Consider the following 12,724-nt stretch of genomic DNA (forward strand, 5'->3'; position numbering starts at 1 on the left):
CGCCACCGCCTGCGCACCCCCACCGGCCTGGACGGCGACCCCATCCCCGTCGACCTCGCCGCCAACGCCGCCAGCCTCGGCGCCGACGTCATCCGCGCGGAAGGCGCCGACGGCTTCAGGAAGGCGCTCCGCCAGGCGATCGCGTCGCCCCGCACGACGGTCGTGCACGTCGAGACCGACCCCCTCGCCGCGGGCCCCAGCAGCGAGGCGTGGTGGGACGTCCCCGTCGCCGAGGTCTCCGAACTGGACGACACGCGGCAGGCGCGCGCCCACTACGACGACAGCAAGAAGACCCAGCGACGTTACCTCTGAAAGGAACCCGATGCGTTCTATCCAGCACTGGATCGGTGGTGTCCCGGTCGGCGGGAGCACCACGGCCGCCGTCCACGACCCGGCGACGGGTCTGCGGTCGGGCGAGGTCGTGCTCGGGCGGCGCGCCGAGGTGGACCTAGCGGTGGGGACCGCCGCGCGGGCGTTCGAGTCGTGGTCGGAGGTATCGCTGAGCCGGCGGGCGCGGATCATGTTCGCGCTGCGCGACCTGCTGGAGCGGCACGAGGACGAGCTGGCCCGCCTGGTCACCGCCGAGCACGGCAAGGTCCTGGACGACGCGCGCGGGGAGGTCGTGCGCGGCCGGGAGGTCGTCGAGTTCGCGTGCGGGATCGCGCAGGTGCTCAAGGGCGAGTACTCCGACCAGGTGTCGTCCGGGGTGGACGCGTTCTCGTTCCGGCAGCCGCTCGGCGTGTGCGCGGGGGTCGTCCCGTTCAACTTCCCTGTGATGGTCCCGCTCTGGATGCACCCGATCGCCATCGCCTGCGGCAACACGTTCGTGCTGAAGCCGAGCGAGCGCGTGCCCTCCGCGTCCAACCTGGTCGCCGAGCTGTACGCGCAGGCGGGGCTGCCGGACGGGGTGTTCAACGTGCTGCACGGCGACCGCGAGACCGCCGACGCGCTGATCACCCACCCGGACGTGGCGGCGGTGTCGTTCGTCGGGTCCACGCCCGTCGCGCGGCACGTCCACGAGGCGGCGGGCTCCGCCGGGAAGCGGGTCCAGGCGCTCGGCGGCGCGAAGAACCACGCGGTGGTCCTGCCCGACGCCGACCTCGACCTGGCCGCCGACCAGATCACGGCGGCGGCGTACGGATCGGCGGGCCAGCGCTGCATGGCGGTCTCCGTCGCGGTCGCCGTGGGGGCCGCCGCGGACCCGCTGATCGAGCGGCTCGCGGTCCGGGCCCGCGCGATCCGGGTCGGTCCTGGCGACGACCCGGCGAGCGAGATGGGGCCGCTGATCAGCGAGGCGGCGCGGCAGCGCGTCACCGGCCACGTCGAGGACGCCGAGCGGGCGGGCGCGAAGCTCGTCGTGGACGGCCGCGGCGCGGCCGGCCCCGGGTTCTTCGTCGGTCCCTGCCTGCTCGACGGCGTCGCCACCGGCATGGCGGCCTACCAGGAGGAGATCTTCGGACCGGTCCTGCTGGTGCTGCGCGCCGAGACCCTCGACGAGGCGATCGAGCTGATCAACGCCAACCCCTACGGCAACGGGACGGCGATCTTCACCTCGTCCGGGGAGGCGGCGCGGCGGTTCCAGCGCGCCGTGCACGTCGGGATGATCGGCGTGAACGTCCCCATCCCGGTGCCGATGGCGTTCTACTCCTTCGGCGGCTGGAAGGCGTCCCTGTTCGGTGACACCCACGTCCACGGGGCCGAGGGGGTGCGCTTCTACACCCGCGCCAAGGCCGTCACGTCCCGCTGGCCCGTCCCCGCCGTGGCCGACGGGGCCTCCTCAATGGCCTTCCCCACGGCGCGCTGAGGAGCCGCGCACGGTGGTGAGCGCCTCGCCGAGGGACAGGACGTCGGCGTACTTGGCGCCGAGGTCCAGCAGGTTCGCCTCGTGCAGGCGGGGATCCCGGTCGCCGCAGGCCTCGTCCACCACCAGCGGGCGGAACCCGTGCTGCAGCGCGTCGGTCGCGGTGGCGCGGATGCAGCCGCTGGTGGTGAGCCCGCAGATCAGCACGGTGTCGATGCCGGACGCGGTCAGGGTGGCCGCCAGGGACGTGCCGTGGAACGCGCTGGCGTACTGCTTGGTCACCACGGTCTCCCCGGGGCGGGGGGCCGCCCCCTCGGCGAAGTCGCCGAGGGGGCTGCCCTCCTCGAACACGCGGAGCGCGGGGATCTTGCGGCGGAACAGGCCGCCGTCCGCGCCTCCCGGCTGGTAGCTCACCCGGGTGAACAGCACGGGCAGCCCGGCCGCCCGGCCCGCCTCGATCAGGTTCGCGGCGGCGGCCACCGCGCCCTCGACCGGGGCGCGCAGCGGCGACCCGTCCACCAGGTAGGCGCGGACGAGGTCCACCGCCAGCACCGCCGGCGACCGGCCGCAGCCGAGGCCGCGGCCGAATCCCGACGCGCGGTAGCCGGCGGCGAGGTCGTCGCTCACCGGCGGTCCCGGAGCGCGGCGGCGGACCGCACGTCGACCGGCGGGCGCGGCGCGGGAAGGCCCGTCTCCTCCTCGCAGCGGGCGAGGATCTCCTCCAGCGGCGGGCCCATGTCGAACACCGGGATCTCCGTCCGCTCCGCGGCCATCCTCGCCCGCAGCAGGCCGGTGGCCTCCTCGTCGAGGACGCCTCCGGCGGTACAGACGACGCCGTAGCCGTCGCGCGCGCCGTCCGCGGTGACCAGGCCGCGCAGCACCTCCAGCGCGACCAGCTCGGCGGGACGGGCGAGCGGGTCGCCCCACCCGCCGCCGCCCCAGGTCACGAAGTGCAGGACGTCCCCGGGCCCGACCGCGACATCGTGGATCTTGCTGGGCAGCACCTCCCGGGTGCCGTCCGCCCGCTCGATCCACTTGCGGCCCCGCTCGCCCGGGCGCCCGCCGTTCACGCCCCACGGGTAGGTGAGCCAGCGGTCGTCGTGGATCGCGATCGTGCCGGGCTCCTCGAAGCGGTACGCGACGTCGACCCCGTTGCCGCCCCGGTGCAGGCCCGCGCCGCCGGAGTCGGCGATCGTCTCCCACCGCTCGACGCGCAGCGGGTAGTACGACTCCAGGTACTCGCAGGGGATGTTGACGAACGACGGCCACAGCGAGTGCCCGTCCGGGCCGTCCCCGACGGGGCGCCCCGGCACGCCGCCGAACCCGATCGAGTACAGCTGGAACCACTCGCCCTCGCGCGGCCCCGAGCCGTAGTGGCCCGAGTACATGAAGTGCGGCGAGGACGAGAAGCCGGCCGCGTTGAGGATCTCCGGGTTGGTCTGGCCGAGCAGCCCGCCGAACAGGTCGAACACCCGGCCGATGCCGTGGTTGCGGGCGTTCAGCGCCGCCGGGTGGCGCGGCTTCCAGAACGAGTCCTCGGGGATCGTCACGTCGATCAGCGGGTAGAAGCCGTCGTTCCAGAGGATCTGCGGGTCCGCGACGGTGATCACGTAGATGCCGAAGAACATCCGGACGAGGTTCTCGTTGATGAAGTAGTTCACCGGCCCGACGGCCTGCGGAGCGGCGTGCGAGAAGTCCAGATGGATCTTCTCTCCGGTCCGGGTGAGCGAGATCTTCAGCTCGTACGGGCCGTACCCGCAGCCGTCGTCGCAGATGTAGTCGGCGAACTCCAGCGTCCGGCCGTCCTCGAAGAGGGTGGCCAGCAGCACCTTCATGGCCTGGTAGTTGCGGTCGAGCAGGGCGTCCAGCGCCGACAGGTACGTCTCGACGCCGAACCGGGCGCACAGCTCGGAGACCCGCCGCGCGGCCGTGGTGCACGCGGCGACCAGGCCGTTCAGATCGGCGCGGTTCCAGTCGGGCATGCGCACCTGGTTGAGGATGATGCGCAGCGCCGGCTCGTTCAGCACGCCGCCCTCGTACAGCTTGAACGGCGGGACGACCACGCCCTCCTCGTAGATGGTGCGGGCGTCGGCGGGCATCGAGCTGGGCGTCTTGCCGCCCACGTCCGACATGTGCCCGAACATCGAGGACCAGCCGACCAGCCGGCCCTCGTGGAAGATCGGCACCACCAGCAGCCAGTCGTTGGCGTGGCTGATCGCGGCCCCGCACGCGTACGGGTCGGACGTCATGAGGATGTCGCCCTCGCCGATCGTCCCGTCGAAGTTCTCCAGGAAGTCGGGGACCGAGAGCCCGAACTGGCCGACGACCATCTTCCCCGACGGGTCGGCGATCAGCGGGAACTCGTCGTGCTGCTCGCGGATGCCCGGGGACAGCGCGGTGCGGAAGAGCACCTCGTCCATCTCCTGGCGGGCGTTGCGCAGCGCGTTCTCGATGATGTCCAGGGTCACCGGGTCGACGTCGACGCGGCCGGCCGGCGCGGTCGCGGTCTGCAGGATCTCGGCCATCAGCCCTCCTCGTTCAGCGGACGGATCAGCAGGCTGCCGCTGGGGTGCACGGTCGCGGCGTGCCCGGCCAGCACGAGGGTGGTGGAGTCCATCTCCACCACCACGGCCGGCCCGGCCACGACGTCACCGGAGAGCAGCTTGGAACGGTCGTAGATGCGGGCGGGCGTCGTGGCGCCGTCCATCCACACCTCGGTCTCGCGGACGAGCGCGGCGGACGGGTCGCCCGACCCCTCCGGCAGGACGCGCCAGGCGACCCGCGGGCGCGGACCGCTCACCGTGACCCGCAGGTTGATCACCTCGCGCTCGTTGCCGAGCAGGAAGGAGAACAGCCGCTCGTGCTCGGCGTCGAACGCGGCGCCCAGCCCGGCCAGCAGCTCGCCGTCGACGGTGGCACGGTCCACCTCGACCGGGATCTCGAAGCCCTGCCCGTGGTAGCGCAGGTCGATCTGGTACGTCGCGGTCTGGCTCGCGCGCGGCACGCCCTCCGCCTCCAGCCGCGCGGCGGCGGCGTCGGCCAGTTCGGCGAGCGCGGTGCGCAGCTCGTCGTCGTCGAGGGTGGAGAAGCGGCGCACCATCGTCCGGGCGCTCTCGTCGCGCGGGCAGGTGGTCGCGTCGCCGTAGGCGCACAGGACCCCCGGCGACGGCGGAACGATCACCGGCCAGGAGCCGGTCAGCCGGCCGAGGGCGTTGGCGTGCAGGGGGCCCGCGCCGCCGAACGACATCAGCGCGAAGTCGCGGGGGTCGTAGCCCTGCCGGACGCTGATCAGGCGAAGCGCGCCGAGCATGTTCTCGTTGACGATGTCGATCACGCCGGCCGCCGCGGCCTCGACGCTCGGCAGGCCCATCGCGTCGGCGATGGAGCGCATCGCCTTGCGGGCGGCCTCGGCGTCCAGTGCGATCTCGCCGCCGGCCAACCGCGTCGGGAGGTAGCCGAGCACGACGTTGGCGTCGGTCACGGTCGGGTCGGTGCCGCCCGCCCCGTAGGCGGCGGGACCCGGGTCGGCCCCCGCCGACTGCGGGCCGACCCGCAGCGCCCGGGTCAGCTCCGGGACGTGCGCGATCGAGCCGCCGCCCGCGCCGACCGTGCGGACGTCCACGCTGGTGGCGCGGACGGTGAGGTCGCCGACGGTGGTCTCCCGGCCGATCCGGGGGCGCCCGCCGAGCACCAGCGCGACGTCGGTGGACGTGCCGCCCATGTCGAAGGTGAGGAAGTCGGGGAACCCGGCCTGCTCGGCGAACCAGACCGCGCCCGTCACCCCGCCGGCCGGGCCGGACAGCAGCAGCGAGACCGGGTCCTCGGCCGCCTTGGCGGCCTTGGTGAGCCCGCCGTCGCTGCGCAGCACCGACAGCGGCGCGTCGATCCCGCTGGCGCTCAGCGACCGGTCCAGGTTGCCCACGTACCGGGCCACCTCGGGCTGGACGTAGCTGTTCGCCACGGTGGTGACGGTGCGCTCGTACTCCCGCATCTCCGGCAGGACGTGGCTGGACAGCGACACCGGCACCCCGGGCAGCTCCTCGGCGGCGAGCTCCGCCACCCGCCGCTCGTGCGCGTCGTTCGCGTAGGAGTTGATCAGCGAGACGGTCAGGGCCTCGATGCCGGCGCCGCCGAGCCGCCGCAGCTCCGCCCGCGCGCGGTCCTCGTCCAGCGGGGCGACGACCGAGCCGTCGGCGGCGATCCGTCCCGGGATCTCCACGGTGTGCTCCAGCCGGGCCAGCGGCTCCGGCTTCGGCCAGATGATCCAGCCGGCGAGGCCGCCGGGGACGAACGACCGGCCGATCTGCAGGACCTGCCGGAACCCCTCGGTGGTCACCAGCCCGACCCGGGCGCCCCGGCCCTGGAGGATCGCGTTGGTCGCCACGGTGGTGCCGTGCAGGACGTGCGCCACCTCGCGCATCTCGATCCCGGCGTCCCGGCACACCTTGCGAATGCCGTTCAGCACGCCCTCCGACTGGTCCGCCGGAGTGGACGCCGTCTTGGCGCGGTGGCTGACGCCGGTCCGCTCGTCGACCAGCAGCACGTCGGTGAACGTGCCGCCCACGTCGACGCCCAGTCGATAACCCATCTGCTCTCCCGGTGCTGTGCTCAGATGACGCCGCGCTGCGACAGCGCGGCGATCTCGTCTTCTGGTAGGTCGAGGAGGCCGCCGTAGACCTCCCGGTTGTGCTCGCCGAGCCCGGGGCCGGGCCGGCGGACCGACCCCGGGGTCTCGCTGAGTCTGGGGAACGCGTTGTGCATCGGGAGCTCGCCGAAGTCCGGGTGGACGAGGCGCACGATCGCCTCCCGGGCGGCGAAGTGGGGATCGTCGAACATGTCCTTGGCGGTGTAGATGCGGCCGGCCGGGACGCCGCCGGCGTGCAGCCGCTCCAGCAGCTCCCCGGTCCCGATCCCGGCCGACCAGGCCGAGATGATCTCGTCCAGCTCGGCCATGTTCCGGCCCCGGTCGGCGTGCCCGGCGAACCGGGGGTCGGCGCTCAGCTCGGGCCGCCCCATCGTCGCGGCGAGCCGTCCGAACACGGTGTCCTGGTTGGCGGCGATGAGGATCATCTCGCCCGACGCGGTCGGGTAGACGTTGCTGGGCGAGACGTTGGGCAGCACGGACCCGGTCCGCTCGCGCTGGTACCCGGCGACCGCCCACTCGGGCAGCAGCGACTCCATCATCGCCAGCACCGCCTCGTAGATCGCCGAGTCGACGACCTGGCCGCGTCCGGTGGCGTGCCGGCGGTGGACGGCGACGAGCGCGCCGATGGTGGCGAACACCGCCGCCAGCGAGTCGCCCAGCGAGATCCCGGCGCGGGCGGGCGCGCCGCCGGGGTCGCCGGTGACGTAGCGGATCCCGCCCATCGCCTCGCCGATCGACCCGTATCCGGCCCGGGGTGCGTAGGGGCCGGTCTGCCCGAACCCGGACACGCGCACCAGGATCAGTCCGGGGTTCGTCTCGCGGAGCCGGTCGAAGTCCATCCCCCAGCGCTCCAGCGTGCCGGGGCGGAAGTTCTCGACCACGATGTCGGCGCGCCCGATGATCCGCCGGGCGAGGTCCTGCCCCTCGGGGGTGCGCAGGTCGCAGGTCACCGACTTCTTGTTGCGGGCGACCACCGGCCACCACAGGGACTTGCCGTGCGGCTTCTCGCGGCCCCACTGGCGCATCGGATCGCCGGCGCCGGGCGACTCCAGCTTGATCACCTCCGCGCCGAAGTCGCCGAGCAGCTGGCCGCAGAACGGTCCGGCGAGCAGCTGCCCCATCTCCACGACGCGCAGGTCGGCGAGCGGGCCCCTGGCGTCCGGCGCGGCGCCGTCGTGCGTTGACATCTACCCGGTCCTCGTTTCCGTGTGGTCGTTCCGGTCGTTCCGGTCGTCCGGGGCGGGGGCGGCGCGCAGCAGCACCGCCTTGGCGGCGAGCACGTGCGCCCGCATCACCGACTCGGCCCACGTCCCGTCCCGGGCGCGCAGCGCGGCGGCCAGCTCGCGGTGGTGGGCGGAACTGCGGGCCAGGTCGGCGGGGGAGTAGCGGTGGAAGGTCCGCATCACGAGCGGGAGCTGCACCACCGCGTTGAGCATGGACACGAGCCGGCCGCTGGCGGCGGCGGCGCGGACGATGTCGTGGAACTCGGCGTTGAGCTCGGCGACCCGGTCCAGGTCCTGGCCGGCGCCCGGCTCGACGGCGGCCTCCATCAGGCGGCACAGCTCGTCCATCCGGTCCACGTCGGCGTCGGTGACGCGGGCGGCGGCGCGCCGCGCGGCGGCGCTCTCCAGCAGCATCCGCAGGTCGTAGATCTCCTCCAGGTCCTCGGCCGTCCAGTCCGGGACCCGCGCGCCGCGGTGCGGCAGCACCTCCACCAGGCCCTCGACCTCCAGCCGCCGCAGCGCCTCCCGGACGGGCGTCCTGCTGGAGCCGGTGGCCTCGGCCAGCTCGGCCTCGCCGAGGCGCGCCCCGGGCGGGTGGACGCCGTCGAGGATGTCGGCGCGCAGCCGTGTGTAGACACGGTCCACGGCACGGACCATCCGAACCTCCTCCGGTCGATTGCATGCAAGATAGACAGAACGTGAGCCTTGACACAAGAGACTTCCCAGGACAATCCTGCAGATGGCTCTGGATTGCATACAAAGGATGCTCATGGTCGAGATCATCGAGGTGGCGCCCCGGGACGGGCTGCAGAACGAGTCGGCGATCCTCGCGACCGCCGACAAGGTGCGGCTCATCGAGCGCAGCGTCGCGGCGGGCCTGCGGCGGATCGAGGCCGTGAGCTTCGTGAACCCGAAGCGGGTCCCGCAGATGGCCGACGCCGAGGCGGTGATGGAGCGGCTCCCCAGGCCGGACGGCGTCAGCTACGCGGGGCTCGTCCTCAACCGGCGCGGGCTCGACCGCGCGCTCGCCGCCGGAGTGGACGAGATCAACGTCGTCGTGGTGGCCACCGACGAGTTCAGCCGGCGCAACCAGGGCTGCACGGTCGAGGAGGGTGTCGCCGCCTGGGCCGCCATCGCCGCGGACGCCGGCGCCGCCGGCGTCCGCCGCACCGTCACGATCGCCGCGGCCTTCGGCTGCCCCTTCGAGGGCGAGGTCCCCGCGGACCGCGTGCTCGACCTGGTCCGGCGGGTCGCCGAGAGCGGGCCCGACGAGATCGCCGTGGCCGACACGATCGGTGTCGGCGTCCCCGCCCAGGTCCGTGCGCTGCTGACGGGCGCCGCGGAGATCGCCCCCGGCGTGCCGCTGCGCTGCCACTTCCACAACACCCGCAACACCGGCTACGCCAACGCCCTCACCGCGCTCGACTGCGGGGCGAGCGCCCTGGACGCCAGCGCCGGCGGCTTCGGAGGCTGCCCGTTCGCGCCCGCCGCCACCGGCAACATCGCCACCGAGGACCTGCTGTACGCCCTGGACCGCTCGGGCGTCGACACCGGCGTCTCGATGTCCGCGGTCGCCGGGACGGCGGCCTGGCTCGGCGACCGCCTCGGCAGGCCGGTCCCGGCCCTGCTCGGCCGCGCGGGTCCGTTCCCCGCCGGAGCGGCGGTGCGGGACGGCTAGGGGGCGAGCAGGCCGTCGTCGCGGATCGTGCGGAGGACGTCGCGGGCCGCTTCGAGCGTGCGGTCGATGTCCTCCGCCGTGTGGGCGGCGGAGATGTGGTTGCGCTTGAGCGACAGGGGGAGCATCAGGAAGCCGCGGTCGGTCATGCGGCGGTGGAACGCCACGTAGGCGGCGTCGTTGTTGCGCATGAGGTCGCGGTAGCCGCGGATCGGGCCCTCGGTGAAGTAGAGGGCGAACACGCCGCCGAAGCCCGCCGCGGTCCCCGCGATGCCCAGTTCCGCGCAGATGTCGGTGAGCCCGGCGCGCACACGGTCGCCGAGGGCGTGGGTGCGCTGGTAGAAGTCCGGGTGGTCGCGCAGGTAGGTGATGGTGGCGATGGCCGCCGCGGAGGAGACCGGGTTGCCGTTGAAGGTCCCGGCCAGCAGCACGTCGCCGCCCGCGGAGCTGAAGCGCTCCATCAGCCGCCGGGGTCCGGCGAGGCCGGCGATCGGGTACCCGTTGCCCATCGCCTTGCCGAAGGTGGTCAGGTCCGGCAGCACGCCGCAGACCTCCTGGTAGCCGCCCGGCGCGTGGCGGAAGCCGGTGATCACCTCGTCGAAGACCAGCAGGGAGCCCCGCTCGGCGGTCAGGGCGCGCAGCCCCTCCACGAACTCCCGGTCGGGCACCAGGGCGCCGACGTTGTGCGGGATCGGCTCCATGATCACTGCCGCGATCCGGTCCGGATGCCGCTCGTAGAGGGCGCGCACGGACTCCAGGTCGTTGAACTCGGCGATGAGCGTGGAGTCCAGCGCCTCCGGCAGGATGCCGCGCGACAGGGGGTCCTCGCCGTAGGCGCGGTCCGGCGCGGAGATCACGTTGCGGGCGACGGCGTCGTGCCAGCCGTGGAAGCCGCCCTGGAACTTGACGATCAGCGGGCGGCCGGTGACGGCCCGGGACAGCCGGACCGCCTGCGCCGTGGCCTCGCTGCCCGACATCGCCGAGATCATCTGCTCGGCGGACGGGATCGTCTCGACGACCAGCCGGGCGAGCTCGATCTCGGTCTCGGTGACGCCCCAGCCGACCAGGTCGAGCCCGCCGACGGCGGCGCGCACCGCGTCGTCCACCTCGGGCGCGGCGTGGCCCAGCAGGATCGCGCCGAACGCCGCGTGGTAGTCGAGGTAGCGGCGGCCGTCGGCGTCGGTGACATGCGCCCCGGACGCCGCGGTGAGCGCGTGCGGCGCGCCGACCAGGCGGGTCGCGGAGTTGACGCCGCCGGGGATCACGGTCCGCGCGGCGGCGAGCAGTTCCACGCCGCGCGATCTCTGCCCGGCCAGCTCGGCGGTGGTCATTCTGGGAGCCCCCAAGTGGTTGACGAAGATGGTCGGAGCCGTTCGGTCGAATAGTTCATGGAAAGGTGTTCCATGTCAACAGTCCAGAAATCAGGCTTGTTCTGACCAGGGTGAGCTCGGAGTTTTTTCCGGCCGACCCTTGACATGGGAATGGTCTGACGATCAGGATCCGTCGGCATGGAATCCCATTCCGTGCCGCTTCCGGTGCTGGTCGTCGGCACCGGTTTCATCGCCGCGCAGCACGCCGCGGCGATCCATGCCGAACCCCGGCTGGAGCTCGTCGGCGTGGTCGACGTCGACCCGGCGCGGGCCGCCGCGGCGTCCCGCGCCAACGGCGGCGTCCCGGCCTTCACCGACCTCGCCGCGGCGCTGGCCGGGACCGGCGCGGGCGGCTGCGTCGTGTGCACTCCGAACGACACGCACGCCGGCATCGCCGTCCAGATCGCCGAGGCGGGCGCCCATCTGCTGATCGAGAAGCCGCTCGCGACCGAGGTGGCCGGGGCCCGGCGCGCCGTGGAGGCGTTCGCCGCGGCCGGGCGGGTGCTGATGCCCGCGCACAGCCACCGCTACTACGACTACGCTCGGACGGTCCGGGACGTCCTGCGCTCCGGCGAGCTCGGCACGGTCGACCTCGTCCGGCTGTCCATCCTCGGCGGCTGGATTTGGCCGGACTGGCGCGGCTGGATGCTCGACCCCGTCCGGTCCGGCGGCCATGCCCTGCACAACGGCGTCCACCTGCTGGACCTCGTCACCTGGTGGACGGGCGACACCCCGGAGACCGTGTACGCGCGCGGCCGCCGCCAGACCGCCGCCGAACTCGGCGTCCACGACTACCTGGAGATGACGGTCGCGTTCAGCGGCGGCGCGACCGCCGTGTGCGAGATGAGCCGCGGGCACCGCCCGGCCTCGCTCGCCCGCCGCGACGTGGTGGTCGCCGGCACCGGCGGGATCCTCACGCTCCCCTGGGACGGCGAGGCCGGGACCGTCACCGACGAGACGGGAACCTCCCTGCTCCCGCCCGGCGGCGCCGACGGTTTCGCCGCCCAGATCGGCGCCTGGGCCGACGCCGTCACCGGAGGCCCGCAGGCCGTGACCGGCGCGGACGGTCTGCTGGCCGTGGCCATGGGCGTCGCCGCCGAACGATCGATCGCGACCGGTGCGCCCGTCCGGGTCGCCGACGTCCTGAAGGAGGCGCCCTGATGCGCGCGCTGAGGGTGCTGCCCTGGGGGTCCGGCGGGTTCGGGACCCAGGACCACCAGCACGACATGTACCTTCCCGCGTTCCACGAGCACGCCGGGTTCACGGTCGTGCGGAGCGGGCTCACCGACCTCGCGGCGGCCGTCCGGGAGTCGGGCGCCGAGGTCGTGTCCGTGTGCGCGCCGCCCGCCGAGCGCGCCGCCACCGTCGTCGAGGCCCTGCGCGCCGGCTGCCACGTCCTCGCCGACAAGCCGCTCGCCCTGGACGTCGCCGGGGTCGAGGCGATCGCCGCGGTGGCGGCGGAGACGGGCCTGGTCTGCATGCCCGCGCACCACCACCGGTTCGGCGCGGCCGTCCAGGCCGCCGGAAGGGCGCTCGCCTCGGGACGCGTCGGGCTGCCCTGGAACGTGCAGGCCGACTTCCTCGTCGACGGCGGCGACCCCTGCCCGGACGGGGAGCTCGCCAACTTCGGCCTCTACCCCGTGGACGTGGTGCGGGCCCTCACCGGTCAGGCCGTCCGCCGCGTGCACGCCCTGCCGGCCGGCGGGCGCGGCGCGATCACCGTCCTCCTGCTCGACCACGAGCACGGCCTGACCAGCACGATCACCGTCGGCCGGCTGCGCGGCACCGCGGACGCCCCGGGCATGGCGCTGCACCGCTACCGCGTCAGCGGGTCCGGCGGGGTCATGGACGTCGACGCCGCCCGCCCGGGCGCGTCCCTGCGGACGGTGACGGGCAACCGCACCGCCTGGCACGGCCCCGGCACCGTCGGCCGGATGCTCACCGCCCTGCACACCGCCGTCGTCACCGGGCGCCCGCCGGAGGCCGGCCCGGCCGACGCCCTCGCCGCGC

The 12,724-nt window shown here is 73.9% G+C and carries 11 protein-coding genes; 5 read left to right on the forward strand and 6 right to left on the reverse strand.

The annotated features are described in order from the left end of the window. Together ABWI04_RS38650 and ABWI04_RS38655 are read left to right on the forward strand one after the other, a co-directional pair. Positions 1-312 (forward strand): thiamine pyrophosphate-dependent enzyme (locus ABWI04_RS38650; RefSeq protein WP_353835483.1); only part of this gene is annotated, 312 nt, incomplete at its 5' end. Between the two features lie 10 nt (positions 313-322). After that, positions 323-1,804 (forward strand): CoA-acylating methylmalonate-semialdehyde dehydrogenase, encoded by a 1,482-nt coding sequence (locus tag ABWI04_RS38655; protein ID WP_353835484.1) that lies wholly within the window; start codon positions 323-325, stop codon positions 1,802-1,804. Here ABWI04_RS38655 and ABWI04_RS38660 read toward each other — a convergent pair. Genes ABWI04_RS38660 through ABWI04_RS38680 form a run of 5 tightly spaced genes read right to left on the reverse strand, consistent with a single transcriptional unit; the run spans position 1,778 to position 8,326 of the window. Then, complete coding sequence (locus ABWI04_RS38660) at positions 1,778-2,428, reverse strand: isochorismatase family protein (protein ID WP_353835485.1); 651 nt, start codon at positions 2,426-2,428, stop codon at positions 1,778-1,780. The two genes, ABWI04_RS38655 and ABWI04_RS38660, sit on opposite strands and share 27 nt — an antisense overlap. Next, complete coding sequence (locus ABWI04_RS38665; RefSeq protein ID WP_353835486.1) at positions 2,425-4,326, reverse strand: hydantoinase B/oxoprolinase family protein; 1,902 nt, start codon at positions 4,324-4,326, stop codon at positions 2,425-2,427. The genes ABWI04_RS38660 and ABWI04_RS38665 overlap by 4 nt, the downstream gene beginning before the upstream one ends. After that, positions 4,326-6,389, reverse strand: coding sequence for a hydantoinase/oxoprolinase family protein (locus tag ABWI04_RS38670; protein WP_345181490.1), 2,064 nt, complete (start codon positions 6,387-6,389; stop codon positions 4,326-4,328). The genes ABWI04_RS38665 and ABWI04_RS38670 overlap by 1 nt, the downstream gene beginning before the upstream one ends. Positions 6,390-6,409: 20 nt before the next feature. Beyond that, positions 6,410-7,633: a CaiB/BaiF CoA transferase family protein gene (locus ABWI04_RS38675; RefSeq protein WP_353835487.1), complete on the reverse strand. Its 1,224-nt coding sequence runs from the start codon at positions 7,631-7,633 to the stop codon at positions 6,410-6,412. Further along, entirely contained in the window at positions 7,634-8,326 is a 693-nt protein-coding gene (locus tag ABWI04_RS38680; protein ID WP_353835488.1) for a GntR family transcriptional regulator, read from the reverse strand. It lies immediately after the preceding gene. 112 nt (positions 8,327-8,438) lie between these two features. On the opposite strand from ABWI04_RS38680, the gene ABWI04_RS38685 reads away from it, so the two are divergent. Then, a complete protein-coding gene (locus ABWI04_RS38685; protein ID WP_345181483.1) occupies positions 8,439-9,347 on the forward strand; it encodes a hydroxymethylglutaryl-CoA lyase in 909 nt (302 codons plus the stop codon). Here ABWI04_RS38685 and ABWI04_RS38690 read toward each other — a convergent pair. Next, complete coding sequence (locus ABWI04_RS38690) at positions 9,344-10,675, reverse strand: aspartate aminotransferase family protein (protein ID WP_353835489.1); 1,332 nt, start codon at positions 10,673-10,675, stop codon at positions 9,344-9,346. The genes ABWI04_RS38685 and ABWI04_RS38690 overlap by 4 nt on opposite strands. 177 nt (positions 10,676-10,852) lie before the next feature. Between ABWI04_RS38690 and ABWI04_RS38695 the strand changes: the two genes are divergently transcribed. Continuing rightward, on the forward strand, positions 10,853-11,875 hold the full coding sequence (locus tag ABWI04_RS38695) for a Gfo/Idh/MocA family protein (protein WP_345181478.1): 1,023 nt from the start codon (positions 10,853-10,855) through the stop codon (positions 11,873-11,875). Then, positions 11,875-12,724 (forward strand): Gfo/Idh/MocA family protein (locus tag ABWI04_RS38700; protein WP_353835490.1); only part of this gene is annotated, 850 nt, incomplete at its 3' end. The genes ABWI04_RS38695 and ABWI04_RS38700, both read left to right, overlap by 1 nt.

This window comes from Actinomadura sp. NPDC000929 (assembly GCF_040492065.1).
Lineage (GTDB): Bacteria > Actinomycetota > Actinomycetes > Streptosporangiales > Streptosporangiaceae > Spirillospora > Spirillospora verrucosospora.

Bases quoted from the DNA above. Each gene is read 5' to 3' on its own strand.
- ABWI04_RS38685 (WP_345181483.1), top strand. From the start codon at position 8,439: ATGGTCGAGATCATCGAGGTGGCGCCCCGGGACGGGCTGCAGAACGAG.
- ABWI04_RS38655 (WP_353835484.1), top strand. From the start codon at position 323: ATGCGTTCTATCCAGCACTGGATCGGTGGTGTCCCGGTCGGCGGGAGC.
- ABWI04_RS38670 (WP_345181490.1), bottom strand. From the start codon at position 6,389: ATGGGTTATCGACTGGGCGTCGACGTGGGCGGCACGTTCACCGACGTG.
- ABWI04_RS38675 (WP_353835487.1), bottom strand. From the start codon at position 7,633: ATGTCAACGCACGACGGCGCCGCGCCGGACGCCAGGGGCCCGCTCGCC.
- ABWI04_RS38690 (WP_353835489.1), bottom strand. From the start codon at position 10,675: ATGACCACCGCCGAGCTGGCCGGGCAGAGATCGCGCGGCGTGGAACTG.
- ABWI04_RS38665 (WP_353835486.1), bottom strand. From the start codon at position 4,326: ATGGCCGAGATCCTGCAGACCGCGACCGCGCCGGCCGGCCGCGTCGAC.
- ABWI04_RS38680 (WP_353835488.1), bottom strand. From the start codon at position 8,326: ATGGTCCGTGCCGTGGACCGTGTCTACACACGGCTGCGCGCCGACATC.
- ABWI04_RS38695 (WP_345181478.1), top strand. From the start codon at position 10,853: ATGGAATCCCATTCCGTGCCGCTTCCGGTGCTGGTCGTCGGCACCGGT.